The 26,610-nt window shown below is 70.7% G+C and carries 19 protein-coding genes and 1 pseudogene; 12 read left to right on the top strand and 8 right to left on the bottom strand.

Annotation, left to right across the window (positions count from 1 at the left end; all coding sequences use genetic code 11):
• From EHO50_RS38625 to EHO50_RS38615, 3 genes are all read left to right on the top strand, one after another.
• Nucleotides 1-1,221: a PucR-like N-terminal domain-containing protein gene (locus EHO50_RS38625; RefSeq protein ID WP_128436507.1), complete on the top strand. Its 1,221-nt coding sequence runs from the start codon at nucleotides 1-3 to the stop codon at nucleotides 1,219-1,221.
• A 140-nt stretch (nucleotides 1,222-1,361) separates the two neighbouring features.
• Entirely contained in the window at nucleotides 1,362-2,462 is a 1,101-nt protein-coding gene (locus EHO50_RS38620) for a substrate-binding domain-containing protein (protein ID WP_128436506.1), read from the top strand.
• 238 nt (nucleotides 2,463-2,700) lie between these two features.
• Entirely contained in the window at nucleotides 2,701-3,504 is an 804-nt protein-coding gene (locus EHO50_RS38615; RefSeq protein WP_246101807.1) for a cellulose binding domain-containing protein, read from the top strand.
• Between the two features lie 95 nt (nucleotides 3,505-3,599).
• On the opposite strand, the gene EHO50_RS38610 is transcribed toward EHO50_RS38615, so the two are convergent.
• From EHO50_RS38610 to EHO50_RS38590, 5 genes are all read right to left on the bottom strand, one after another.
• Nucleotides 3,600-3,974 carry a hypothetical protein gene (locus tag EHO50_RS38610; RefSeq protein ID WP_128436504.1) on the bottom strand — a complete coding sequence of 125 codons (375 nt, stop codon included), beginning with the start codon at nucleotides 3,972-3,974 and terminating at the stop codon, nucleotides 3,600-3,602.
• A 393-nt stretch (nucleotides 3,975-4,367) separates the two neighbouring features.
• Nucleotides 4,368-5,291 carry a MurR/RpiR family transcriptional regulator gene (locus EHO50_RS38605; protein WP_164905074.1) on the bottom strand — a complete coding sequence of 308 codons (924 nt, stop codon included), beginning with the start codon at nucleotides 5,289-5,291 and terminating at the stop codon, nucleotides 4,368-4,370.
• 81 nt (nucleotides 5,292-5,372) lie between these two features.
• A complete protein-coding gene (locus tag EHO50_RS38600) occupies nucleotides 5,373-7,169 on the bottom strand; it encodes a phospholipid carrier-dependent glycosyltransferase (RefSeq protein ID WP_425472353.1) in 1,797 nt (598 codons plus the stop codon).
• 37 nt (nucleotides 7,170-7,206) lie between these two features.
• Nucleotides 7,207-9,144, bottom strand: coding sequence for a phosphatase PAP2 family protein (locus tag EHO50_RS38595; protein ID WP_128436502.1), 1,938 nt, complete (start codon nucleotides 9,142-9,144; stop codon nucleotides 7,207-7,209).
• 190 nt (nucleotides 9,145-9,334) lie between these two features.
• Nucleotides 9,335-10,234, bottom strand: a complete 900-nt coding sequence (locus tag EHO50_RS38590; protein ID WP_128436501.1) for an N-acetylglucosamine kinase — start codon at nucleotides 10,232-10,234, stop codon at nucleotides 9,335-9,337.
• 576 nt (nucleotides 10,235-10,810) lie between these two features.
• On the opposite strand from EHO50_RS38590, the gene EHO50_RS38585 reads away from it, so the two are divergent.
• The 6 genes and pseudogenes from EHO50_RS38585 to EHO50_RS38560 form a co-directional block, all read left to right on the top strand.
• On the top strand, nucleotides 10,811-11,932 hold the full coding sequence (locus EHO50_RS38585; RefSeq protein ID WP_128436500.1) for an ROK family transcriptional regulator: 1,122 nt from the start codon (nucleotides 10,811-10,813) through the stop codon (nucleotides 11,930-11,932).
• A 275-nt stretch (nucleotides 11,933-12,207) separates the two neighbouring features.
• Nucleotides 12,208-13,530: an extracellular solute-binding protein gene (locus tag EHO50_RS38580; RefSeq protein ID WP_128436499.1), complete on the top strand. Its 1,323-nt coding sequence runs from the start codon at nucleotides 12,208-12,210 to the stop codon at nucleotides 13,528-13,530.
• A 125-nt stretch (nucleotides 13,531-13,655) separates the two neighbouring features.
• Nucleotides 13,656-14,567: a carbohydrate ABC transporter permease gene (locus EHO50_RS38575; protein WP_128436498.1), complete on the top strand. Its 912-nt coding sequence runs from the start codon at nucleotides 13,656-13,658 to the stop codon at nucleotides 14,565-14,567.
• Nucleotides 14,564-15,466 (top strand): carbohydrate ABC transporter permease, encoded by a 903-nt coding sequence (locus tag EHO50_RS38570; RefSeq protein WP_128436497.1) that lies wholly within the window; start codon nucleotides 14,564-14,566, stop codon nucleotides 15,464-15,466. Before EHO50_RS38575 ends, EHO50_RS38570 begins: the two co-directional genes overlap by 4 nt.
• A gap of 2 nt (nucleotides 15,467-15,468) precedes the next feature.
• Complete coding sequence (locus EHO50_RS38565) at nucleotides 15,469-17,187, top strand: hypothetical protein (protein ID WP_128436496.1); 1,719 nt, start codon at nucleotides 15,469-15,471, stop codon at nucleotides 17,185-17,187.
• A gap of 50 nt (nucleotides 17,188-17,237) precedes the next feature.
• Nucleotides 17,238-19,055: pseudogene (locus EHO50_RS38560) on the top strand (hypothetical protein); the annotation flags it as partial.
• Nucleotides 19,056-19,102: 47 nt separating this feature from the next.
• On the opposite strand, the gene EHO50_RS38555 reads toward EHO50_RS38560, so the two are convergent.
• Entirely contained in the window at nucleotides 19,103-19,783 is a 681-nt protein-coding gene (locus EHO50_RS38555) for a nucleoside/nucleotide kinase family protein (protein WP_128436495.1), read from the bottom strand.
• Nucleotides 19,784-19,978: 195 nt separating this feature from the next.
• On the opposite strand from EHO50_RS38555, the gene EHO50_RS38550 reads away from it, so the two are divergent.
• The 3 genes from EHO50_RS38550 to nicT all read left to right on the top strand — a co-directional run bounded on the left by EHO50_RS38550 (nucleotide 19,979) and on the right by nicT (nucleotide 23,975).
• Nucleotides 19,979-21,484 carry a hypothetical protein gene (locus EHO50_RS38550; RefSeq protein WP_246101806.1) on the top strand — a complete coding sequence of 502 codons (1,506 nt, stop codon included), beginning with the start codon at nucleotides 19,979-19,981 and terminating at the stop codon, nucleotides 21,482-21,484.
• Nucleotides 21,485-21,840: 356 nt separating this feature from the next.
• Nucleotides 21,841-22,695, top strand: coding sequence for a proteasome subunit beta (gene prcB / locus EHO50_RS38540; RefSeq protein WP_128436494.1), 855 nt, complete (start codon nucleotides 21,841-21,843; stop codon nucleotides 22,693-22,695).
• 140 nt (nucleotides 22,696-22,835) lie between these two features.
• Nucleotides 22,836-23,975 (top strand): Nickel transporter NicT, encoded by a 1,140-nt coding sequence (gene nicT / locus EHO50_RS38535; RefSeq protein WP_181449770.1) that lies wholly within the window; start codon nucleotides 22,836-22,838, stop codon nucleotides 23,973-23,975.
• A gap of 72 nt (nucleotides 23,976-24,047) precedes the next feature.
• On the opposite strand, the gene EHO50_RS38530 is transcribed toward nicT, so the two are convergent.
• On the bottom strand, nucleotides 24,048-25,019 hold the full coding sequence (locus tag EHO50_RS38530) for a hypothetical protein (protein ID WP_128436493.1): 972 nt from the start codon (nucleotides 25,017-25,019) through the stop codon (nucleotides 24,048-24,050).
• Nucleotides 25,020-25,030: 11 nt separating this feature from the next.
• Nucleotides 25,031-26,503 carry an APC family permease gene (locus EHO50_RS38525; protein ID WP_128436492.1) on the bottom strand — a complete coding sequence of 491 codons (1,473 nt, stop codon included), beginning with the start codon at nucleotides 26,501-26,503 and terminating at the stop codon, nucleotides 25,031-25,033.
• Between the last annotated feature and the right edge of the window lie 107 nt (nucleotides 26,504-26,610).

Raw genomic sequence — 26,610 nt, 5'->3', positions numbered from 1 at the left:
ATGGTGCCCGTGCCCGCGCCCCGCGCCTGGCACAAGGTGCCGCCGGAACAGGTACGGCGATTCGCCGACCTGGCCATGGAGCAGGTACCGGACATCGCGCAGGACATCCTGCGAGGCATGCGCCAGGAGTTCCCGAACCTCGAGCTGACGACCGACGACATGGGTGTGCCGAAGGCACTCCTGGCGATTCGGCTCGCCCTCGAGAGCTTCCTGGCGCAGCTGACCACCGACATCGAGCGACCCCGCGAACTCCCCGAGGTCTTCCGGGAGTTCGGACGCAATCAGGCACTCAAGGGCCGTCGCCTGGACTCCCTTCAGGCCATTTACCGGCTGAACGTACGGCTGGCCTGGCGCAGCCTCGCCGAGATCGGGCAGAAGGTCGAGATTCCGCCACCGGCGATGTACGAACTCGCCGAGTCCGCGTTCGAGTACCTCGATGAGCTCGTGTCCCATTCCGTGCACGGTTACGCCGAGGTCGCCGCCGGCCAGGCGGGGGAGCGGATCCGTCGCCAACGCCTGCTGGTCGACCTCCTCCTCACCGAGCACCGCACCGACCCGTCCGACGTCCTCGCCGAACGCGCCGCGAGCGCCGACTGGCCGCTGCCTCAGGAGGTCGCGGTGGCCGTGCTTCTCCGTCCCGCCCAGCAACTCGTCACCCCCGCCCTGGGTGACGAGGTCCTGCTGGACCTGGACGGCGAGCACCCCCGGCTGGTGCTGGCGGACCCCGAGGCACCCGGCCGCGTCGAGCGGCTGCACCGCGCCATGGGTGGCTGGTCCGGAGCGATCGGCCCCGCAGTTCCCGTCACGCAGGCCGCCACGTCACTGCAGTGGGCGGCGGCGGCCGCGCGGATGATCCAGGACGGCCTGCTTCCGCAGGGCCGCCTTCTGCGCTGCAGCGAACACGCCGAGGCGCTCGTGCTGCTCCCCGCCGAGAAACTGATCGACGACCTCGCGCGGCGCCGGCTGGCCCAGCTGACCGAGGCCGGGCCGGAGCAGGCCCGCCGCCTGGCCGAGACGCTGCTCGCCTGGCTGGAGACCCAGGGCGGAGCGCCCGAGGTGGCCGCCCGGTTGGGCGTCCATCCTCAGACGGTCCGCAACCGACTGCGCCAGATCCGGGACCTGTGGGGCGAGGACCTGGACGACCCCGACCGCCGCTTCGAACTCGAACTCGTCCTGCGAACGCGCCGGTTGCGCGGGGAGCTCGCGGGCCCGAGCGCCTGAGTGAGCACTTGAGTGAGCACCTGGGTGATCGTATTGATCGCAAACGATCGATATGATTGTGGGCGTAGAGTGTGCAGCTCGGGATCACGCTCCGCGTGCGCCTGTGGATCGTTCGACCGGCTTTGCCTCAGGGGGAACCGATGCGACTGCACGTCGACCAGCGCCATGAGCGGGTACTCGAACTCGTCCGGGAGCGGGGCAGCCTCCGGGTCTCCGAACTCGCCGCCGAACTCGGCGTCTCGGCGGTCACCCTGAGGCGTGACGTGGAGGCGCTCGCCACGCAGGGCCGGGTCCAGCGGCTGCACGGTGCGGTGGTGTGGCCGGGGGATACGGCCGTCGAGGCGGGGGAGCGGTCGGAGGGTGCCGACGGCGCCGAGGGCGCGGTGATCGGAATGATCGTCCCGACCACGAACTACATCTTCGCGGACATCGTCCGCGGCGCCCGCGAGGCCGTGGCGGCACAAGGCGGCCGCCTGGTCCTGGGGGTGTCCGGATACGTCGACTCCGAGGACCCCGTCCAGGCCGAACACCTCCTCTCGGGTGGCGCGCAGGGGCTGCTCGTCGCGCCCAGCTGGTTCGGCGGGGTCCCCGCGGACGGCCAGGAGAAGTGGCTGCTGGAGCACGCTGTGCCCGCCGTCCTGGTCGAACGCCTGGCCCCACCCGGAAACCCCGCCGCGGTACTCGACCGGGTGCGCACCGACCGTGCCCACGGCGCCGCCGTCGCCGTCGGCCACTTCGCGAGCCTCGGGCACCGCAAGATCACCGCCGTCCTGCAGGAGGGCCCCCACGCCACTCAGATCACCGCCGGCTACCAGGCTGCCGTGCAGGCCCTGGGCCTCGACGTGGACAAGGGCGCCCCGACCGTGCGCGAACACGGGGACTACGAAGCCAGTGTCGACTACCTCGTCGAGGCGGTGAAGAAGCGCCGAGTCACCGCCGCACTGGTGCACAGCGACGAGGACGCGATCGTGCTGGTGCCGCGACTGCAGGCATGCGGCATCCGGGTACCGAACGACCTTGCACTGATCGCGTACGAGGACGAGGTGGCCGGCCTCTCCGACGTACCACTCACCGCCGTCGCGCCCCCCACCCGCGCGGTGGGGGAACTGTCCGCGAAGCTACTGCTGGAGCGCCTCGCGGAACGCCGCAATGGTCGGCAGCCGAGCCCGCGCCAACACCTCGACCTGCTCCCGGAGTTGAGGATCCGTTCGTCCTGCGGCGCTGGATCGATCGCCGAATGAGCGATCAGCGATCACCCCAACCGGACGGTGATCTAGGTCGCACGCGCCGACCTGACGGGCGAACGCCCGCTTGGCGCGCAAATGCTCAATGGAACATGCCGAATTGAGCGTATCGATCGTTTGAGGGAGGCGGTCGGCAAGTCGCTCGGCTCTTTCCGCTGAACCGGCGGGACGGCAACCCCGTATCACTTCTCGGGGAATGGCGAAGCCCGTGAAGACGGGACGGAAGGAGAGTGGCGTGCCCACACGGTCCGACCCCGAGCAGCCCGACGAAGGGCCGGCCCTGGAGCCGATCCGCGTCCTGCGGCCGCGCCGCACCGACGCCCTGGCGGAGTTGTTCAACGAGTTGGAGCAGGACCGCAACGGCTACGAGACCGTGGCCGTTCCCGGGGCCTTGCCCGGCGCCGAGGACGCGACACAGGAACTGCCACCCGTCGCCGGGGACACGAGGATCGCACCGCGCGGCAGCGGTGCCCGCCCCGGTCCGGCCGTATCCGGCCCCGGATTTCGCCGCGCCGCCGTCGCGGTCGCCGTGACCGCGGCTGCGGTCGTCGGTTTCGGTGGGGCCCTGCTGCTCTCCGGCCGAAGCGACGGCGCGGCGGCCGATGATGCGGCCGGCGACGCGGCTCCGTCCGCGACCGCCTCCCCGTCGACCGCCCCCACCGAGGCAGCCCCGGGAGCACCCGGCGCCGGTGACCCCGGCGAACCTCCCGCCTGCACCGCGTCCTTCCGGACCGTCAACAGTTGGCAGGGCGGCTACCAGGGCGAGGTGACGGTGACCAACGCACCCGCCTCCTCCGCTTCCTCCGCCTCCGGCTGGACCGCGACGGTCGTACCGGCGGACGGCGCCCGCTTGACCCAGGTCTGGGACGGCACTCTCACCACGACCCGGGACGGCACGGCCACCGTTGCCAACGCGTCATGGAACGGGAAGCTGGACCCCGGTGCGAGCGTCAAGTTCGGTTTCATCGCCGACGCCTCGGCCTCGACCGGCGCCCCGTCGGCGACGGTCACCTGCGCGGCGACGAGCGACGCGTCCTGACGCCCGGCGCGACTTGGAGAGCGCCCGGTCACCACCCGTGGTCGGTCACCACCCGTGGTAGGTCGGCACCCTGGTCGTTCAGGGCCCGTGGTCGTTCAGCGCCCGTGGTCGATCAGTGCCTGGGACACCGCACGCACGCTGCGGGCGATGTGCTGAAGCTGCATGACCTCCGCCGCGTACAGCTTGATGGTGTGCTCGATGACGGACTCGGGCATGCCGAGCGCGGGCAGGTCGGCCCGTGCGGTCTGCAGCGCGGTGCGGGCGACCCGGATCTCGTTCTGGACCTGGATCTGCGCATGGCGGGCGAGCAGGACGGGGTGGCGGATCAGGGCCGGATAGCTGGCGTAGCGGGCCGGCACCAGCTCGCGCAGCCACTTGGCCGCCGAGCGCTCCCAGTCGTAGGAACCGGGGGTCTTGACCTGGCACGGCCAGTCCGAGCTGATGCGCGTGGTCGTCAGAGTCATGGTCATCGCTTCCGGGTGTGCGGCGTCGTTCGGGGTGTCCGACGGGGTCGGGGCGGCCCCGGCCTAGGGGATGACCGGGGCCGCCGCCACGGGCGCTCGCGCAGGCGATGCCCGACCGAACAGCCCGAGCGCCGACGCGGGTAGGAGACGGCGGCTGTGGCTGTTCGTTGAGGAGCCCTCAGAGGCAGACGGCGTTCGCACGGCGGATGGGGTGACGTGCGCATGAGCGGACCGGCTGCTTTCTGCGGGCGGATGGTGCGTGTGAAGTATTTATATATGCCGTCCGCTTTGCAAGGAGTATGAAAACATTCATGCGTGATTTGAGGTGAATGGTTCCCCTGCGGTGCGGTTTGTCTGGAGTGGGATTCGCCCGCGAGGGCAGGCGCAGCGACGGCTGGGTCAGTCGCGGAGGAAGAACTGGTGCTGGTCGGAGATCTGCTCGTAGTCCTCTAGCCGCGCCTGCGTCCGCTCCGGGTCGGCGTCGGTCATGGCCTGCAGCAGTGCGGAGGCCATCACGCCGGGCGCGGCGTAGGAGTCGAAGACCAGCCGGGAGCCGGTGCCGGTGGCGAAGACGACGTCGGCCGTGTCGGCCACCGGTCCGAGCGCCAGGTCGGTGACCAGGGCGACTTTCAGCCCGGCGCTGCGCGCGACCCGAACGGCGGTGAGCGTCTCCTGGGCGTGCCGGGGCATGGAGAACGCCAGTACCCAGGTGCCGCCCGCCTCGCGCGACTGCAGCAGCGAGTCGTAGGCGACGCTGCCGCCCCGGGTCACCAGCCGCACGTCGGGGTGGATGCGGCGTGCCGCGTAGGCGAAGTACTCGGCGAGGGACGCCGAGATGCGCAACCCGAGGATGGTCAGGGGGGTCGACTGCGACAGTTTGCGGCCGATGTCGATCACCTGGTCGGGATCGGCGAAGTCGCGCCGCAGGTTCTCCAGGTTCTCGATCTCGGCGTCCACCGCGGACTGCAGTTCGTTGGCGCCGTTCTCCTCGGCGGCCTCGGGGCCCCTGGCGAGGGTGCCCAGGGCGATCGACTGGAGCTTCTCCCGTAGCGCGGGGTAACCGCTGAACCCGACCGCCGCGGCGAAACGCGTCACCGACGGCTGGCTCACGCCGACCCGTTCCGCCAGATCGGTGATCGAAAGGAACGCGGCCTCGGTGATGTGCTCGATCAGGTACTGGGCGATGCGCCGCTGCCCGGGGGAGAGTCGAGGGTGGTCGAAGAGTGTCCTGAGCTGGGAAGTCGGGGATGCTTCCACTTCTGGAGCGGTCTTTCCCGAGGTGATCGCGGATGCCTGTGCGCGTGCCTGCTGCGGCGATGGCAGGGAGGCGCCTCCATTGTCTTCCACAGTGCTTCAACATAGCTCACACACCGTGGCGACCAGGGCCCCTCCGAAAGTCCACTTTCATCGGCGATAGATCGTGATCGAATGGCCGACCGTATCGATCGGACGACTACTGTCGATCAATACGGCCATCCGCCCGGTCGCCTTGGCCACCGAGGAGTCCGACACGATCAGCAGCCCGCGCACTTCGCCGACGGGCACCTTGCGCGGATCGTCGGCGCGGATGCCGTAGAAGGACGGCACCCCGCTGCCCTTGTACACGAGCCAGATCCGCTCGCCCCGGTACCGCTCGCGCAGCCGGTCCGCGAGTCTGCCGAGGTCCTGACCCCAGTCCACGTTGGAATCGTGCAACCGCAGATGAGTCTTGGCCGGACCACCGAACGCCTCATTGGAGTACGGCAGATAGTAGGGGTACGTCCGCACCGAACTGACCACCACGAACAGCGCCAGTGCCCCCACCGCGACCGGCACCCACCGCCACCGCACCGCGAGCACACAGCCCGCCGCCACCGCCAGGAACATCGGCACGAACACGGCGTACCGCGTGCCGAAGTCCCGCGAGCCGGTCATCGCGGCGGCCAGGAGTACGGCGGTCGGGACGAGCAGATAGGGCGCCGCGGGCCGCAGCCGCCGTACCGCCACGACCGCGACGGCACCGGCCGCCCACAGCGTGAGCATGCCGAGCGGCGTCTTCACCAGGAGCGCGGTCGGCAGGTAGTACCAGAGCGACCCGGTGTAGAGCCGCCCGAACAGGAAGCCCTCCCACGGGTAGTTCTCGAAGCCGAACTGGACGCGCATCCCGTCCCGGTACGCCTCCGGGAACGGCAGCAGATCGACGAGTAGCCCCCGCAGTCCGTGTACGTCGGGCACAGGCTGCTGCGGCGACCAGCGCAGCCGCGGGTCGACCACCAGATACGAGGCCCATACGACGGCGAGCGCGGCCAGCGCCACCACACCCGCGCCCGCGAGCGCCCGCGCAAGCCTCCTGTGGATCGGCTTCGAAGCTGTCGGCTCCGAGGCCGACCGCGCGGACCAGACCGACACTGCGGCGAGCCCCAGCAGCACCGGAACCGCCGCCAGCGTGCTCATCTTCGTGGCCAGGGCCGCACCCAGCGCCACGCCGGCGGCCGGCACGAACAGACGAGGCCGTCGACGGGCCCGCCACAGCAGCCACGCCGACGTCAGCACAAACCCGGCCGCGGGTACGTCCAGGGTGGCCAGCGAGCCGTGCGCGATGACATCGGGGGAGAAGGCGTACAAGCCGAGCGCGATCAAACCGCCCACCACGCCCACGAGTTCACGGGCGAAAGCGAAGACGATCAATCCGAACAGAAGCGTCAAAACGATCACGGGCAGTCGGGCGAACAGCATCAGGTGCCACGGATCGTTCCCGGACTCATACAGCAGATGCCGCCCCAGCCGGCCCTGATCGCCGGTGAAGGACCCGTCGACATGCGGATCGGCCAACCCCACTCCGACGGCGATGACCAGCTTCCCCAGCGGCGGATGCTCGGGGTTGTAGCGGAGGCGGTGCTCATGCAGATAGTCGGCCGCCGTACCCACGTACACGGGCTCGTCGATCGTCGGCGTCTGCTGCACGGCGGTCGTCACCATCGCCACGGCCATCTGGCCGAGCAGCACCACGACGAGGAGCGGCACGACCCAGCGCCTGCGGAACGGCCGCGAGGGTTCCAAGGGCTGCGAGGCCTGTGAGGGCCGCGCGTCGGGCGTACCGGGCATGCCGGGTGTGCCGGGGCCCGCCTCCGGGGCCGGGGCCGAGTGCTGTTCGAGCGCCATCATCCGCTCCGCGGCGCCGTCGACCCCGCGGCGGCGGGAGGTGATCCGGAGCCGGCCCATGGGCCTACTCTGCATCAGCTCCCGCCGGGAGGCGGCGTTACCGCTTCAGGAGTCGTACCGACAGACCGTCCGTCGTATATACGGGTACGGCTCGCAGCGTGTCGGAGTTCAGCTCCACACGGTCGAACTGGCCGCGCAGCTGCGCCGCCTCGATGACCGCAACCGTGGTCCCGGCGACCGGCGGGCGCTCCGCGTCGAGGTGCAGCGACAGCACGCTGCCCCGGCCCAGCTGGACCCGGCGGGACACCTCGAGGGCGGGACCGTGGTTCTTGCGGACCAGCAGTTCCAGGGTCGTGTCGCCCTGCTGGACGTACGTACCGCGCACGCGCAGGACCTTGTCCACCCGCAGCGTGCCGCCCACCACCCGCACGTCGCCCTGCCCGAGGGCGTTCGGCGACGCGGCGACGAGGACGCCGTCCTCGACGACGGTGCCGCCGTGGTAGCGGTTGTGGCCCGTCAGGGTGAGCGTGCCGGTGCCGCGCTTGGTCAGGCCGCCGTCGCCCGCGATGTCGTTGCGCCAGCTGTCCGCCGCGCCGAAGCCCCCGGCCGCCTTGTCGAGCGTGACGGTCACGTCGGAGTCGAAGGAGCCGTAACCGTCCGCCGCGGCGAACAGGTCGAGCCGCCCCCACTGCTCGAAGCCGTCCAGCAGGACGTACCCGGCGGGCAGCGCGGTCGAGCGCAGCACCTCGCGGCGCTGGTCCGCGGTCAGATACGGCTGGCGCGTCTCCAGCAGCACCTCGGCGCCCTTCGGCACGGTCAGGGGCTCGTCGCGGCCCTGCCGGGTCAGCACGTACGTCAGCTTGGGCTTGACCGTGCGGGCGTTGGCGTCCCGGTCGGCGTACGGGTCGGTGTCGGTGCCGGCCGAGTGGGCGTACGCGTACAGCGTGTCGGCCGTCGTGCCGGTCCGCTGCCCGAAGTACGCCAGGGCCTGGGCCCGGGCGGCGGCCTTGAGTTCGGCGTTGGCCGGGTCGGCGAGGGCGGCGGCGGCCAGGGCGGTGGCCATGATGCGGCCGCCGAGGACGTCGACCGTGGAGTGCATGCCCGCCACGATCCGGGTGTGGCTGAGCTCGAAGGCGCGGGTCACCATCTCCTGGAAACGCTCGGGCACGGCGTAGGCGTAGGCCAGGGCTGCCAGGTGCAGGGCGTTGGTGTGTCCGCTGGGGAAGCCGCCGTCCTCGGCCGCGTTCTCGCCGCGCTGGCGCAGCAACTGCGGGGCGACGACCACCTCCGACTCGTAGACGGGGAAGCCGAACGCGTCCTTCTTGCCGGTGTCGACGACCTCGCTGTCCTCGTTCATCCGCCACGGACGCGGGTACTGGAAGGCGAACTTGGCCGGGTTGCCGGAGGCGAACGGGCCGCGCACGGTGTCGACCAGCTTGGCCACCTTGCCGAGCTCGGAGTCGTAGGACCCCGCGCCGATCGCGGAACCGGCCGGGGCGTCGGCGGGCAGGGCGTCGCTGATCTTCCCGGCGGGGGTGCCGTCCGGAGCGCTGGTGATCGATGTGACCGCCTTGGCGCCCGACTTGTACAAGTCGGCCAGCGGACCGAGCCCGGCGATCACCGAGTAGCTCTGGTGCTGACGGTCGACGATGAACGATTCCTTCGCCTGCGCGTCCGTGCGCGCGGTGGTGATCCGGGCGCAGTAGCGCATGTTGGCGCGCAGTACCTCGGGCATCAGCGGTATGCCGGTGTTCCAGGCGCCGCCGGTCTTCCACACCTTCGCGAAGCCGCCCAGGGCCCGGATGACGGCGTTGGTCTCGGGCGTCTGGTTCGCCACGACGTTGGACTTGTAGTCGTCGACGAACGCGAGGGCGCCCGTGGCGGCCTTGGCGTCCGTGGCGGCCAGCCACGTGGCGAAAGTGGGCGCGGCCAGCACACCGGCCGAGGCGCCCAGCGACGTCTTGAGGAAACCCCTTCGGTTCACGGCGAGTTCACTGACCGACGCGGGGGAGCGGTGCCCGGCTGATGACGGCATGCGTCTGCCTCTCTGGAGTTCTTCGGCCGTACGGCCGGGGGGATCGAATGGATCGAGTGGAGCGACTCGACCGAAGTGCGCGTTCGAGGCGAACAGAGCCGTCCGTGGCACATGAAATGGTCGAGTCGTACGAGCGAAGATCTACGGTCCAGTTGTGTCGGAGTCGGGATGGCCCGGCGTCCGGCAGATGTCATAGCAGTGAACGAGCGAGCGCCACCGCCCCCTCGACCGGCGGCGCCTCGAGCGGCTGCGGCCGGGCCCCCGGCACGCGGTCGGCGAGCGCGGAGGTGAAGGCGTCGTAGAGGAGAGGCTGGGCAAGGACGGTGGTGCCGGCGACGACGACGTCGTCCACCACGACCCCGCGCGCGGCGAGCAGCCCGACGAGCGCGGCCAGCGCACGGCCGCCCTCGTCGATCACCGCGCGCGCGAGGGGTGAGCCGGTCTCGGCGGCCGCGAAGACCACCGGCGCGTGCCGGCCCCACTGCGCGGAGATGTCCTTGACGCTCTCCAACGCGGCGCCGAGCGCGGGTACTTCGGCGACGCCGAACGCGTCGAGGAGCCCGAGCGCCAGGGCGTCGGGCTCCTCTCCGCAGTCGTGTGCCGCCCAGACGGCCCGCGTGGCCTCGCGGACGAGGCCGGCCGCGCCGCCCTCGTCGCCGAGCACCGCACCCCAGCCGCCGATCTGCACGGGGGTGCCGTCGGCCAGCCGGCCGACGGCGACGGAACCGGTGCCGGCGACCAGGCCGACGCCCTTGTCCAATCCGGCGGCGGGTACGAGGAGTTCGGCGTCGCCCACGACCAGTGCGGGCGCGTCGAAGTGGAGTTGCAGCGCGGTACGGATCTGGGCGCACTGGCGAGGCGTTTCACAGGCGTGCCCGCCCAGGGCCAGCGCGGACGGGCGGACACCTGTGGGCAGGGCGTCGGCGACCAGCGAGGCCAGCCGGCCGGCGGCGGCCACGGGGTCGTGCGGCCGCCAGCCGCTGCTCGTCCTGACGTGATCGGCGACCAGGGCGTCCCCGGCGTAGGCGCGGAGATGCGTCTTGGTGCCGCCCACGTCGATACCGACCACGAGTGGCGTCGTTTCCTGCACGGGTCCTCTTTCGTCGTTGCGCAGCGCGATGACGGCGGGCGAACCGTGTCAAGCGCTCCGCTGGACGTGCCGCGCTGGGGCGTCGTTCGTGTGCGGCGCCATCGTGGCTGGTCGCGCCCGCGCGGCGGAGCCGTACATTCAGCGCAGCCCCGCGCCCGTTCGGGGCGCTGCCGGAACCGCCGTGGACTTCGCTCAGGGAACGGGCGTTGAAGAATCGGGAAGCCCCGGGACGGGCCTCGTGCGGAACACGGCAGGCGAGTACCGTGCACTTCGTTAGGAAGTTAACTAACGAAGTAGGGTGCGCGTCAAGAGGCGCGGAAACCCGATGCCGAACGTCCTTGGCGGCCCTTGGTGGAGCCGGGGAAGTCCGGGTGTGTTCCGGTGCCGTCCGGTGTGTACTCGCGGCGTGCGGGCGAAGGTTCTCGGTGGGGGTGCCCCCGGTCGAACGAAGTTGCGACTGGGGGAGGAGCTGCTGGGGTCTTCGGCCGGTGCGCGAGACTGCGTGCCGGGCGGTGCGGGAGCGCGCCCGGACTGCCCCGGCGCTGCCCGGCCGTCGCCGCACCACCTGGGGAGAGCATGGACCTGAGCGAGAGCGCGCGTGCGGTGTTCGCCGTGCTGGCCGCGGCCGGCAGTGCGACCCGGCCGCAGCTCGCGAGCCTGGCGGGCCTGTCCAAGCCCACCGTGTCCTCCGCCGTCGCGGAGCTGGAGAGCGCTCGGCTGGCCGCCCACTCCGGCACCGCCTCCGGCGGCACGGGCCGTTCCGCCGCCGTCTACGGTCTCGGGCCTGCCGCCGGGGCGGTGCTCGCCGTAGACCTCGGTCCCGCCCTGACCCGGGTGCGTGGCTGCGCCCTGGACGGCACCTTGCTCGCCCAGGCCACCGGGACCCGGGAGGAGGCCGCCGACGTGGTGCGCGAGGCACTCGTCGCGCTGCCCGCCGACGCCCCGCTGCGCACCGTCGTCGTCGCCGTCGGCGACGTCACCGCACCCGAGAAGGAGGGCGCCGGCGTGCGCCCGGCCACGGCCAAGGCCGGCCCCGTCTTCGACGCCATGGCCGTCGCCCTGCCGCCGGGCGTTCCCGTCCACCTCGAGAACAATGTCAACTGCGCCGCGCTCGCCGAACTGCACGAGGGCGCCGCGCGCGGCCGGCGCACCTTCGGCTACCTGCGGATCGGTGTCGGTATCGGCCTCGGCATCGTGGTCGGCGGTGAGGTACTGCGCGGAGCCAACGGTGCCGCCGGTGAGCTGGCCCGGCTGCCCTACCCGTGGGACGACGGCCGTGAGCCGCGCCACGAGGCCCTGGAGGAGTACATCGGCGCCCGCTCGCTCCTGCGCCGCGCGGCCGAGGCCTGGCCGGACGAGGACGGCCCGTGCCCGCGCACCGCCGAGCAGCTCTTCGCCTTGGCCGGGGAGGGCAGGCCCGCGGCGCGCGCCGTGATCGGCCGCCACGCCACCGATGTCGGTCGCCTCGCCGCCGCCGTGACCGCCGTACTGGACCCAGGGCTGATCGTGCTCGGCGGCAGTACCGGCGCGGACCCGCAGGTGCTGGCCGGTGTGCAGGCCGAGCTCGCCCGGCTGAGCTGGCCCACCGAAGTGGTCAGCAGCACGGTCGGAGATCTCGGCACGGTCGTGGGCGCCGCACGGCTCGCGGTTTCCCGAGGAGTCCAAACCGTGACCGAGGCCGCGGGGGCGAAGCATTGACGGCCTCCGACTCGATCTGCCAATGTCCGGACAAGCGCTTTCTAAGTCGGCCGGGACGCCGACTCCGGGTGAGCCTCCCGCCCGTACTCGAAGTACGGCAGCCGCACGAGGGCGTGCTTGTGCGACGACGGCCCTCATGGCCGGGGATCCCACCCGTCAAGGCGATGCGGCCGGGCGAGGCCGCGCCCCCCGGAAAGCGAAATCTCCTGCAAAATGCACCCGTGCCGCCTCGGCTGGCGCCGTGCTTCTTCCGCTACGACGAAAAGGGATTGAAGATGACCAATGTGGGTGTGCGGCGCTCCCGCCGACTCGGCCGCGGCGGCATGCGCCGCGTGGTTCCCCTCGCTGCCGTGGCAACGGCAGGTGCCCTGCTGCTCTCCGCCTGCGGAGGGGGATCCGACTCGGGCGGGACTTCCAAGTCGCTGACGTTCTGGATCTCCACGGTCCCGGGGCAGGACGCGGGCTGGAAGAAGATGGTGGCGCAGTACGAGAAGGAAACCGGCGTCAAGGTCAAGCTCGTCAACATCCCCTACGACGGCTACACGACGAAGCTGCACAACGCCGCGCAGGCGAACTCCCTGCCCGACGTGGCGGCCGTGCCGGCGCTGGACCCGATCTGGTCGAACAAGCTGATCGATCTCAGCTCCATCGCCAACAACAAGACCAACAAGATCAATGGCAACTTCCTCGCCAAGGACTCGTCCGGGAAGGTGCTGTCCATCCCCTCGGACGTCACCGCGTCCGGCATGTTCATCAACAAGTCGCTCTTCGAGAAGGCCGGCGTCTCCTACCCGACCTCGCCCCAGAAGACCTGGACCTGGACCGAGTTCATCAAGGCGGCCGACAAGGTCCGGGAGAAGACCGACGCCAAGTACTCCCTGACGTTCGACCAGTCGCCGTCCCGGCTGCGCGCCATGGTGTACGAGATGGGCGGGAAGTACGTCCACGCCGACGACTCCGGCAAGTTCTCGGTGGACGCGGCGACCAAGAAGGCCGTGAACACCTTCGTCGGATGGAACGACGACAAGACCATGCCGAAGTCGGTGTGGACCAGCGGCGCCGACCCGTCCGCCATGTTCCAGAGCGGTGACGTCGTCGCCTACTGGTCCGGCGTGTGGCAGGTTCCCGCCTTCGCGGAGAGCATCAAGAAGTTCGAGTGGGCGAGCGTCCCGACGCCCGCCCAGCCGGTGCAGGCCAGCGACGTCAACAGCGGCGGCATGACGGTCGGCTTCAACAACAACCCCGACGCGGCCACCGCCGCGACGAAGTTCCTGTCCTGGCTGTACGAGCCGGCCCACTACCAGGCGCTGTGCGAGGCGTCCGGGTTCCTGCCGGTCGAGAGCGGTCTGAACCCGAAGTACCCCTTCAAGTCCGAGGCGGCGCAGGCGGCGTTCAAGCTGTACAACGAGTCGATCCCGCTCTACGACCCGATCTCCGGCTACTTCAACGGCGCGCAGACGAACTGGGTGCTGAAGGGCAAGAGCCTCACCGAGGACCCGACCAAGACGGAGCTCGGCAAGGCGATCAACGGCCAGCAGTCGGCCGACAAGGCCCTGCAGAACATCGTGGACGGCTACAACCAGCAGGTTGGCGGCTGATCGTAGGCCGACAGGCCCGGGCGGCGGGGTCGAGACACCGCCGCCCGGGCCTGCGGACCCCACGTGATGCAGGGCTCATGGCCTGAGCCCACAGGAAACCATTCCACCAGCACGGAGTCAGGAAGATGACAAAACGCGCCTCGGACGTGTCCGTGAGCCCGCCCAGGAGACGCAGCAAGTACACGCTCGCGCCGCTCGTCCTCATCGCGGCCAATGTCGTGCTCTTCGCGCTGTTCTTCGTCTGGCCGGCGGTGATCGGGCTCGTCTACTCCTTCACGAACTACACGGGCGTAGGGGCGTTCCAGTTCGTCGGACTGGACAACTACAGCAACCTGTTCGGGGACTCCACGTTCTACGACGCGATGACCCGGACGCTGCTGTACACCGTGCTCTTCGTTCCGATGAACTTCGTGTTCTCGCTGCTCATCGCCAACCTGCTGGTGAGCAAGCACGCCAAGGGCGTGTCGGTCGCCCGCGTCTTCTTCTTCATCCCGTGGCTGCTGTCGCCCATCGTCGTGGGTGTCCTGTGGCGATGGCTGTTCGGCGAGAACTTCGGACTGGTCAACTACCTCATCGAGAAGGTCGGCGGAAGTGCCGTTCCGTGGCAGTCGAACGCGGACCTGTCGCTGCTGGTGGTCGTGGTGGCGGCATCCTGGGCCTGGACGGGCTTCTCCATGCTGCTGTTCATCGCGGCGATCAAGAACGTACCGACGTCGTACTACGAGGCGGCCGCGCTCGACGGCGCCGGTCCGTGGCGCCAGTTCATCAGCATCACACTGCCGAGCATCGCGCCGACTTCCTTCATCGTCATCCTGCTCAACACCATCCACGGGATGAAGGAGTACCCGCTGTTCGCCTCCCTCAACAACGGCGGACCCGGAACGTCGAACAACCTGCTCGTCCAGTACATCTACCAGACCGGCTTCAAATCGGGCCAGATCGGCTACGCGAGCGCCGCGTCGTTCGTGCTCATGCTCATCCTGATGGCCGTCGCGATCATCCAGCTGATGGTCAACCGGCGGGTGGAGAACCGATGACAACCACAGACATGCCACGCAAGGTCGACGCCGGGCCCGGACGGGCTGTCCGCAAGAAGCGGCCCAGCGGCGCGGCCAGTGGTGGGCTTCGGCGCGCGGTGCCCGCGACGACCCTGCTGTGGGTCCTGGCGGCCCTCTACGGGATTCCGGTGCTGTGGTTCGTCCTCAGCTCCTTCAAACCGGCGGGTGACCTGTTCTCCCTTCCGCTGACGCTGTTCCCGAACAACCCCACCGTGTCGGGTTACAAGGCGGCATGGGACAGCGCCAACTTCTCCCAGTACTTCATCAACACGACCATCGTGTGTGTGATCGCGACGATCCTCACGGTGGGAGTCAGCTGCTGCACGGGGTACGCGCTGGCCAAGTACGACAACAAGTGGCTCAAGGTCTTCTTCGTCGGCATCCTGGCCACCACGATGCTGCCGTCCGAGGTCATGCTCGCCCCGCAGTTCCTGGTGGTTCGCGACCTCGGCCTCTACAACTCGCTCGCCGGCATCATCCTCCCGGCCGTGCTCACCGCGACCGGATGCTTCATGTTCCGCCAGTTCTTCCTGACGGTCCCCGACGAGCTCATCGAGGCCGCCCGCATCGACGGCGCGCGTGAGCTGTCGATCTTCCTGAGGATCATGGTGCCGATCTCCCGGCCCATCATGCTGACGCTCGCCATCCTGTCGTTCCAGTGGCGGTGGAACGACTACATCTGGCCGCTGCTGATGCTCAACGACCCCGAAAAGTTCACCGTGCAGATCGGCATCCAGAGCCTTGTCGGGGCGCAGAACATCAACTGGTCGGTGCTGCTCGGCGGATCGGTCATCTCCATGATCCCGCTGATCCTCGTCTTCCTGGTGTTCCAGCGTTACGTCATGAATGCCGACATCAACGCCGGACTGAAGGACTGACCTTGCCCACCCCGCTCGACCACGAGTTCGTCCACGCGGCGGCCCGCGCCGCCGACCGGCAGGCCGCCCCGCTGGCAGCCGGCCCCGACGAGGAACCCGCCGGTGTGCCGCACCGTGGTCTGGCGCGGCGGGTGAAGACCCTGGTCGCGGCATACCGTTCCCCGGACTCGGCACTGCACGGCAGCGGGCAGGCCGTCGCCGCCGCGATGACCCACCTCCGTGCCCTGCGGGCCGCGCAGACCACCACCGGCCTCTTCGCCGGCGGCGACAACGTGCAGTCACCGCCGGACTCCGCGTTCACCGTCAACGACGTGTGCGACGCGCACGTCCTCGCCGCCGACGGAGGGCCGGAACTGCGCGAGGTCACGGCCGCGCTCGCCGAGATCGCCGGCGCCGCCTCCGGCAGCCTCCTGACCGGTGGGGTGCACACCCCGAACCACCGCTGGGAGCTGTCGGCGGCGCTGGCCCGGCTGCACCGGTCGTTCCCCGACGACCGGCTGCTCGACCGCATCGAGGAGTGGCTCTCCGAGGGCGTCGACATCGACGCGGAGGGCCTGTACTCGGAACGCAGTGCCGTCTACGCGTCCATCGTGACCAACCCGGCGCTGCTGTTGCTGGCCGAGGTGCTCGGGCGTACCGACCTGCTGGACGCCGTCGAACGCAACCTCGCCGCGACCCTGGACCTGATCAGGCCGGACGGCACGGTGGAGACCGTCCACTCGCGCCGCCAGGACCAGAGGCTTTCGTTCGCGCTGTGGCCCTACCTGCCGCACTACCGGCTGCTCGCGATCCGCACCGGCCGGGGCGACTTCGCCCGCGCGGCCCGCCTGGCGGCCGCCGACGGCATCGACGACCCCGACCTGCTCGCCCAGACCCTCCTCACCCCGGATCTGTGCCGTGCCCTGCCGGCCCCGGACGCGGAGAAGCTCCCGCGCGACCGGTACCTCCCCACCGCACGCCTCGCCGCACACGTCTCGGCCACCGCGCACACCGTGGTGTACGGCGGCTCCGACGTGCCCGAGCACCGGCGCATCCGCTCGGGCCTCGCCTGCAACCCCACCTTCCTGCGGCTGTTCGCCGGTGCCGCCGTCCTCGACGCGGTCCGCGTCTCGCGGGTGTTCTTCGACCTGGGCCCATTCCGTGCCGCCGAGATGGAACAGCTCGCCGACAACCGGTACCGGCTCACCCAAACCCTCACAACCGCCTACTACCAGCCGCTCCCGAAGGACCGGAGGCGCGACGACGGCGCCTACCGCCTGGTGGACGAGGGCCGCTTCTCCGCGGCGATGGCCTTCCCCGACCGCCCTCAGGACGAGGTCTCCCACACGACCCGAGTCGAGGTCGACCTGCGGGAGGACGGGGCCGACCTGCGGATCGACATCAGCGGCCCACCGGTGCCCTGGACCCTCGAACTGACCTTCCGGCCGGGTGGCGAGCCGCAGGGCGTCGTCCCGATCGGCGAAGGACGCTGGTGCCTGACGACCGGACCGATGACCTACCGGGTCGGCGACGACGAGATCCGGGTCGAGGCCGACGTCGAGGCAGGCGAACCGCTCGCCGGGCCGGACCGGAGCGACGTACTACGGTACGACCCGGGTCAGGACTACACCGTGGTGGGCGGCACCGATGCCACGACCGGGAACCGCGTCTACATCGGTGGACTCGGCCCGCACACACTGACCGTCACACTGCGCGCTGTCCGACCCGCACCTGTCGCGTGACCCCGACGACCTACACCATGGCCATCTCAGGCATGAAGGGCTGACCACCCGTGCATCTCCCTCGCCAGCTCGGCGCCCTGCACGACCTCCCCGACACCCCCGATGCGTACGACGCCGTCCTCGCCGGTGTCGCGGAGCAGGCCCTGGCCCGGCTCACGCCGGAGGGCAACCTGGAACACCCGGACTGCGTCGACGACATCGGCGACACCTCCCTCGGCATCACCTCGCTGCTCGCCCTCGCCTGGCAGCGCGGCAAGGACCCGCGTCTGCCCGAGGCGGTGCGCCGCAGCCTCGCCTTCCACCTGCGTGAGCGGGTGTACACCGAGGACAACCCCGGCTACCCGAACCTGAAGGCGCGCAACACGGGTCTGCCGTACGCCCGCTACACCCTCGCCTCCGGCGCCCACCCCATCGGCGACTGGCCGAGCACGGTGTGGGCGCTCCTCCAGGCCGTCAACGTGCTGGACCTGGCGGACGGGCTCGTCCAGGGCGAGCAGCGCGCTGAACTCGTCGAGGTGGCGCACGGCTACTGGCGCTGGCTGACCGAGGCGACCTTCTTCAACCCGCAGGAGGCGGGCAACCAGGCCATCGGCTGTATCGTCGGCGGGTTGATGCTGGCCCGCCATCTCCCGCCGGAGCAGGGCGAGCCGGTGCGTTCGCGCGCGCTCGCCCTGTACGCCGACAAGATCCGCGCCCACCGCGTCGCGGACCGAGGCGCTCTGCTGCCTCCCGAGCACGGCGGCGCCTACGACAACAACTACGGCCCGATCTCCCTGTCCTTCCTCGCCCAGGCCCACCGGATCAGCGGCGAGGAGATCTTCGCCGAGGACGGCGACGCGCTCGCCCGCTACATCGACGCCCGGCTGACGGGCGGCGGCTTCGACAACGGCGGCCCGCGCTACAGCGAGCAGCACAGCGGCTTCGAGTCGGTCCTGGGCCTGCGCTACTTCGGTGCCCGGATCGGATCCGACCTCGGCCGCTACCGGGGCGACAGCCGCTGGGGCCGGCACGCGGTCAAGGCGGACGGCAAGGTCGACGGTCACTTCGCGTGGATGCTGGTCTGGCAGATCCAGGACGCCACCCGCTGGCACCGCACACCGTCGACCGCTCCCGCCCGCCACCAACTGCGCGCGGGCACGGTCTCGGTGGCCTTCGACGACCGTATGACCCCGTCGCTGGTCGAGGCCGCGGGCACCTACTACCTCCCCGCGGCGGTGAACCGGCAGCACGGCTTCGGCCCGGTGACGGACGGCTTCCTGTTCTGCCGCCCGATGGGCGAGGTCCGGGTCCGAGACGTCCGCGCCGACCGGCTCACCGCCAAGCTGGTCACCAAGCCGGTCGTCGGCCGCGACCACGTCCTGCGCCATGTCCGGTCCCTGTACGTCACCGACGGCACCAGCCTGTGGACGACCGTTGCGGTGGAACGGCTCCCCGGATCGCCGTATCTGCTCGCCGGCCTGCCGTACGCCGCCGACGACGGCGACCGCGTACGCAGGATCGCGGACGGCGAGGTCACATCGGCCGGTGCACTCCGTCTGACGCACCCGGAGTCGGACGGCGTGGAGCACTTCGACGCCCGCGCGGACCTGACCCAGGAACAGGCGGCCTTCGCCCTGGCGGCCGATCCCCGCGGCTACGGCAACCCCGACGAGGGCTGGAGCCACCTGGTCAGCTCGACGGCCCTGGAGGCCGAACCGGCCCCCGGCGCCCCGCAGGACCTGCACGTCTTCGCCGTACGCTACGGGCCGACGGGTCCCTTCGCGCCCACCTTCGCGCACGACGGTTCAGCGCTGACGGTCCGCACCGAGGCGTTCACCGCCGTGATCGGCGAGGCGGCCGGCGACGCAGACGGAGAGCCGGAGCTGACCCCTGACGGCCTCGTAACGCGGACGGAGATGTCCAGGCCCATGGACCGTCAGGCTCTCGTGCGGGCGGCCGGCGGCTCCTGGGGGAGGGGGAACGCCGTGCCGGGCACGACCAGGTCCGCCCTGTCCCGGGTCGCTGCGACCAGCTCCGCGTTGCGCTGGTCCGAGCCCAGCACCCACGCCACCGCCTGCTCGTGCGGCTTGCCGAACTCCTCGTGCCGGGCGACCAGCCGCCGGAGCCGCTCCGGCTCGTCGAGCTCGCAGAACCACACCTCGTCCAACTGCGGCCGCACCCGCGCCCACGCCCCCGTGTCCAGCAGCAGATAGTTGCCCTCGGTCACCACCAGCCGGGCCGTCGGCTCCACAGGAACGGCCCCGGCGATCGGCTGCTCCAGGACCCGCTCGAAGCCGGGCGCGTACACGATGCCACCGCCGGCCTCCTCGTGGAGGCGCCGCAGCAGCGCCGCGTACCCCGCCGCGTCGAAGGTGTCGGGCGCACCCTTGCGGTCCCGGCGCCCGAGCCGGTCCAGCTCGACGTCGGCGAGGTGGAAGCCGTCCATCGGCACGTGGGCGACCCAGGGCTCCCCGGCACCGTTCAGCTCCCGCACCAAGTGCTCGGCGAGCGTCGTCTTGCCCGCACCGGGGCTGCCGGCGATGCCGAGGACGGCACGGCGGCCGTCGCGGGGAAGGGACCGGGCGCGGACGAGGAGATCGTCGAAGGTCAGGGCCACACAGCAGAGTGTGTCACCCGGCCGGCACGACTGACGGCCGGCCTGCGTCAGGCACCTGGCCGAACATCTCGCCGCACGCTTGTCCTCTACGGGTTAGTTTGTCCGTGTTTTCGGTGCTTTCCCGGCTCCCCGCTGCCCAACTCGCCCGGCCACGGGGCTCAGAAACCCTGCGACGCGTAGGGGGAGGGGCGGACGATGGTCCACGGCACGAAGCCCATGCTCGTGAGCACGGGGTGGCGCGACGACTCGCTCGTGGCCAACCGGTCGTGGCGGTCGGGCGGTGACGGACTGCTCGCCGCCGTGGCAGGCCTCTTCACCCTCGCCCAACTCCTCCTCGTGCGGCCCTCGATGGGCCTCGGCTGGGACGAGGTGGTGTATGTCAGCCAGGTCGGCACCGAGGCGCCGGCAGCCTTCTTCAGCGCACCACGCGCGCGTGGCGTCTCGCTGCTGGTGTGGCCCATCGCCTCCTGGTCGTCGTCCACGACTCTGCTGCGGGTCTTTCTCGCCGTCCTGTCCGGACTCGGCCTGTATCTCGCCCTGCGCGCCTGGCGCGGACTGTTCCCGGCCCGGGTCCTGGCCGGCGCGGGCGCCTTCTTCGCCACCCTGTGGATGACCCTCTTCTACGGCCCACAGGCCATGCCCAACCTCTGGGTCGCGCTCGGCGCCCTGCTCTGCGTCGGCTGCTTCCTGCGCGCCCGCGCCGACCGCCTGCACCGCCTCGACCGACGGGCCCTGTGGGGCGTCCTGGCCGGTGCCACGCTGATGGCGTGGATGCGGCCCACCGACGCCGTATGGGTCACGCTGCCGCTGCTCGCCCTCGCGCTGGTGGCACAGCACTGGCGACTCGGGGCCGCCCTCCTGGCGGGCCTCGCGGCCGGCGGCGCCGAGTGGGTCATCGAGGCGTACCTCAGCTTCGGCGGCCTGCACGAACGACTGAACGCGGCCTCCCGCATCCAGGGCGACCTCGGCTGGAACCTCGCCGTCGACGACCAGCTGCGCAGCCTCGTCGGCAGCACCCTGTGCCGGCCCTGCAACGGCGAGATGCCCCACCCGGCCGTCTTCGCCTGGTGGTTCGTCCTCCCCCTGCTCGCCGTCTACGGCCTGGCGATCGCGATCCGAGGCGTACGCACCACCCGCACCCTCCTCCCGCTGGTCTGCGCCGGGACGGCCGCCTTCCCCTACCTGTTCCTCATCGGATACGCGGCGCCCCGCTTCCTCCTGCCCGCCTACGCACTCGTCGCCATTCCCGTCGCGGACGCCCTGCTCCACCTCCTCATCGCGCCGTCCGGCCGGTGGCGCCCCGCCGTCGCCGCGGTGATCGCGCTCGGGCTCGCCGGACATCTGGCCGTGCAGTACGCCGTCCTGCACCGCGCCGTGGACCGCACGACCGCCGGCCGCCACGCCTGGGCCCACTCCGCCGCCGAGCTCCACCGCCTCGGCGTACGCCCGCCCTGTCTGCTCACCGGGCACGAGGCCATTCCCGTCGGCTACTACACGGGCTGCTCCTCCGGCGCGATCCGTGGCCACAACGCCAACACCACCACAGCCGACATCCTGCGGACCGCCCGCAGCGTCCCGGTCGGCGCCCTCACCCCACCCGGCGGCAAGCCTCCCCGGTACGCCCGCGACTGGAAGCTGCACCGCCTCGACGGCCTCGACGTCCGCATCGCCCCGGCGCCGGGCGCGGGCGGGCCGGCCTGACGCCGGAGCAGGGCCCCCACCACACCCCGGAGCCGACGTGCCCAGTGGCACACCGTCCTCACGCTCACCGTCCTGGCGGCTGTCGCCCGCCTGGCCCGCAGCCCATGGCCGGTACTGGAGACCGGCGCGGTCCGACTCGCCGTCGCCGACCGCCGCATGCGCCGTGGCCGCCGGCCGCCCTGCTGCCCACACCCGGCGGTCGCCTCCGCGGTGCTCGGACATCGTCTGCTGACGGTGTCGGTTCGCAGGGCACTGTGAGCGGCAAAGGCGTTTCCCGGGCGGCCGGTTCAGGTAGGAGTCCGGTTGTCGGCCGACTGTCGACCGGTTGTCGGTCCGCACGGAGGAGGGGGAGCGTGATGGCGAGCAGTGAGCACGACGGACGGTTGGGGGAAGAGTTCTTCACTCCGGGGACCTCGTCCTTCACCGACTTCCTGGCGGCCCACCGCCCGGCCCTGCTGCCCATGCGCCGCCCCTTCCCCGACGGCGTCCGCGCCGCACCCGACCGCTTCCCGCACGGCACCACGGTGCTGGCCCTCACCTACCGTGACGGCGTGCTGATCGCCGGCGACCGCAGGGCCACCATGGGCAACCTCATCGCCCAGCGCGACCTGGAGAAGGTCCACCCCGCGGACGACTACACCGCGGTCGCCTTCGCCGGCACCGTCGGACTCGCGCTGGACATGGTGAAGCTCTACCAAGTCGAGTTGAAGCACTTCGAGAAGATCGAGGGCATCCCGATGACCCTCAAGGCGAAGGCGACCCGTCTCGCCGGCATGATCCGCCAGAACCTCGGCCAGGCCATGCAGGGCCTCGCCGTCGTCCCGCTCCTCGCCGGCTACGACTTCGGGGCCCCCGAGGGCGCGCGAGGACGCATCTTCGACTTCGAGGTGGTCGGGGGACCGTACGAGAAGTACGACTTCCACGCCGAGGGCTCCGGATCGCCGTACGCCCGCGGCGCTCTGAAGAAGCTGTACCGGGCGGGGATGTCCCGGCGTGAGGCTGCCCTGGCCGCGCTGCAGGCGCTGTACGACGCGGCGGACGACGACTCCGCGACCGGTGGACCGGACATCAACCGCCGGATCTTCCCCATCGTTTCGGTGATCACGGAGGACGGCTTCGAGCGGCTGCCCGAGTCGGAGACCGAGGAGCTGAGCCGCGAGATCGTGGAGCAGCGCCGCAGCCGCCCGGACGGTCCGAACGCCACCCCCTGACGGGCCTTCAGTCCTCCCCCTTTCCCTCTGCATGGCCAAGAACTGCCACGGCCTTTACTGCACATGGTTTGCAAGTACTGGAGGATGGCCGCAGGCTGTACAACGCAGCCGCCCGCCACAAGAAAGTCACTCCCTCCCCGATGACGGCTGCCCCTGGCTCCACTCCGACCCTCCCCGCCATGGCCCCCGCGCAGCGCACGGCCTGGCACCGCGTCCGTACCTCCATGACGCGGCAGGAGTGGAGCAGGGTCGGCGGCATGGCCGCGTTCGTGCTGGCCCTGCACATCATCGGTTGGTTCACCCTGGTCGCCGTCGTGGCGCCCGAGCACTACAGCCTCGGCGCGCAGTCCTTCGGTATCGGCATCGGCGTCACCGCGTACACGCTCGGCATGCGGCACGCCTTCGACGCTGACCACATCGCGGCGATCGACAACACCACCCGCAAGCTCATGGGGGAGGGGCAGCGGCCGCTGTCGGTCGGCTTCTGGTTCTCGCTCGGCCACTCCAGTGTCGTCATGGCCCTGGCGCTCCTGCTCTCCTTCGGCGTGAAGACCCTGGCCGGACCGCTCCGCGACGACGGCTCCCGCCTCCACGACATCACCGGCCTGATCGGTACGACGGTCTCCGGGGCCTTCCTCTATCTGATCGCCGCGATCAACCTGGTCGCCCTCGCCGGCATCTGGAAGGTGTTCCGCCGGATGCGCTCGGGCCACTACGACGAGGCGGCCCTGGAAGAGCAGCTGAACAAGCGCGGCTTCATGAACCGGCTCCTCGGCCGGGTCACGAGGTCGGTCACCAAGCCCTGGCACATGTATCCGCTCGGCCTGCTCTTCGGCCTCGGCTTCGACACCGCCACCGAGGTCGCCCTGCTCGTCCTGGCGGGTTCGGGCGCCGCCTCCGGTCTGCCCTGGTACGCGATCGTCTGCCTGCCCGTCCTCTTCGCCGCCGGCATGTCGCTGCTGGACACGATCGACGGCACGTTCATGAACTTCGCCTACGGCTGGGCGTTCTCCCAGCCGGTCCGCAAGGTCTACTACAACCTCACCGTCACCGGCCTGTCCGTCGCGGTCGCCCTGCTCATCGGCACGGTCGAGCTCCTCGCGGACCGCCTCGCCCTGCACGGCCCGTTCTGGAGCTGGATCACCGGCCTCGACCTCAACACCGTCGGCTTCGTCGTCGTAGGCCTCTTCGCCGCGACCTGGATCGTCGCCCTCCTGGTGTGGCGGATCGGCCGGATCGAGGAGAGGTGGACGGCGGGGCCGCACACCGAATCACCTTGAGACAAGGCGGGATTGCCTTGAGAAATGGCCGGATCGCCTGGGACAAGGCCCAACCGGCTCGCCGCTAGCCGGTCATCCGCGCAGCACCATCTCCCCCCGCCACCTCACGAACTGCTTCTCCGGATCGCCGAGGTACACCCACGGAGCCCGCGTGGCCCGGCGGCCCAGCATCCGGAACAGGGCTGCGGCGATGTCGTGGGCACCCGCGTAACACGCCGCGTGCGCCAGGTAGTTGAGGTCGCGCAGCTCCCCGGGGGCCACGCTGTTGTCGGTGCGGCCCATGATCCAGCGCTCCCAGGTCCGGCGTACGTCACTGACGGCGCCGTCGTGACTCCAGTGCTGTCCGAGTCCCACGGAGGCATGCTGCCCCTTGGCCGCGTCCAGGGCGTAGCGGAACTCCTCGACGCGGGCGTACTGCACGAGCACCGGCAGCGCGCAGCCCGGCGGTGCGACGCCGGCCGCGTCGCGGGCGAAGTCGTACATCTGGCCGTGGGTGCCGTGCCAGCGCGAGGAGTAGTAGTGCAGGATTTGGAGGTGGCCCTCCACGCTGTACGGGTCGCGCTGGTGCAACTCGTCCCACCACAGCCCCAGTTCCTGGCGGCGTATGCCCGACGGATACAGCCGGGCGACGGAGATCAGCGAGATCCACGGCGTCGGATCGTCGGGGTACGTGTCGGCGGCCTTGAGGCACGACAGCACCGCGGTGTCGATGCGCTGCTGGTCGATCGGTGTGCCCCGGCCCGCGGCGATGGCCAGATTGAACGCCCGGGCCGTCTCCGTCGCCGCCCGCAGCACCAGCGCGTCGGCGCTGTGCGGCTCGGCGGCCAGCCATGACTCCACCGTCGAACTGCCCGCACAGGCCTGCGCGAGCAGCCGGATCCGGTGGCCTCGCACCAGCCAATCGGGGCCGGTGGCCCGCAGCAGTTCCCGCAGCCCCTGCCAGCGGCCGATGACGATGTCCTGGCGGGCGCAGGTGAGGGGGGCGTCCCCGCAGTCGGGGTCGAAGTCGGGAGTGAAGTCGCGTTTGAAGCTGCCTCGCGGCATCGCGGGTCCCCTCAGAAGTCGGTGGGAAGACCCTCGTGGACAGGGGAGTTCGGGCCGCCGACGCCGGCCGGGACGTAGTCCGCCTCGACGGTCCGCGCGGCGTCCAGCTTGGCCGGCCGGTAGTAGTCGCTGCCCTGCCGCCAGTACCAGAGCATCGGGATCAGCCCGGCCGCGAGACCGCCGATGCCGATCGCGATCGCGGACCTGCTCAGCTCGCCCAGCGACTCGACGAAGATCCAGAACATGAACAGCGCCCCGAGCAACGGCCACAGACCGCCGAGCAAGAAGTTGCCCACCGACTTCAGCAGCATCCGGCGGTAGGCGACGACCACGGCGAGACCCGTCAGTCCGTAGTAGACGGCGATCTGCAGCCCGATCGCCGAGATGGCGTCGGAGAGGATGTCGCCCACCGTGCCCAGGGAGTTGGCGGCGATGAACATCGCCAGCGCCACCACGCCCACCACCGCGATCGCCACCCACGGCGTGTTCCACCGGCGGTGCACACGGCCCAGCGCGGACGGCATCGTACGGTCCCGGCCCATCGCGAACAGCGAGCGCGTGACCTGGATCAGCGTGGTCTCCAGGGTGGCGATGGTGGACAGCATCACCGCCACGATCAGCAACTTGCCGCCCCAGCCCGGCCACACCTCCTCGCCGAGCACGGCCAGCACGTTGGCGTCGTTCTCCTGGATCTGCTTCGCGGAGAGGATGACGTTCACCGCGATGGTGAACACCTCGAACAGCAGGAAGACGATGCCGACGCCGATGAGCCCCGCGAGGCCCGTCGTACGGCGGCTGTTGCGGGTCTCCTCACTGAGGTTGCTGGTGACGTCCCAGCCCCAGTAGTAGAACGCGGCGATCAACGCCCCCGAGGCGAACCCGGTCACCCCGTCGAAGTGCCCGAAGCCGAGCCAGGACCAGTCGAACGCCCGGGCACTGCCCGAGTGGAAGAGGGCGAGTACGGCGAACAGAGCCAGTATCGCCAGCTCGACACCGGACATCACCAGCTGCGCCCGGACGGTGAGGCGGGCGCCGCCCAGCACCACGAACAGCATGATCAGGAACCAGCCGGCACCGACCAGCGTCGACAGCGCGGTGTTCTCGGCGAGTTCCTCGTCGAAGAGGGCGAGCGTCATCGACCCGGCCGGCAGGGAACCGGCCACCATGAAGATGGTCGCGGAGATCACCAGCGCCCAGCCGCTGATGAAGCCCAGGAAGGGGTGCAGCGTACGCCCGACCCAGGAGTAACTGGCGCCCGCGTTCACGTCGATCCGGCTGAGATAGCTGAAGGCCAGCGCGATGCCCAGCATCGGTATCGCGCAGTACAGCAGCGCGGCCGGACTGGCCAGGCCCACCGTGCCGACGAGGACCGCCGTGGTCGCGGCGATCGAGTAGGCCGGGGCGCTGCCCGCGACCGCCATCACCACCGTGTCGAACGTACCGAGGACATTGGCCTGCAGCCCTCTGCCCCTGCTGTTGCTCATCGATGCGCTGCTTTCCGTTGTGCACGACGCGAGGGCGAACCGGCCCCGACGGCGTATGGGGGGTGGGGTGGTACAACGCCACGGACCGTGGAGGGTTGACCTCGGGG

The sequence above is a fragment of the Streptomyces cyaneus genome (assembly GCF_004028635.1).
Lineage (GTDB): Bacteria > Actinomycetota > Actinomycetes > Streptomycetales > Streptomycetaceae > Streptomyces > Streptomyces cyaneus.
This window is presented reverse-complemented; position numbering and strand designations above follow the sequence as displayed.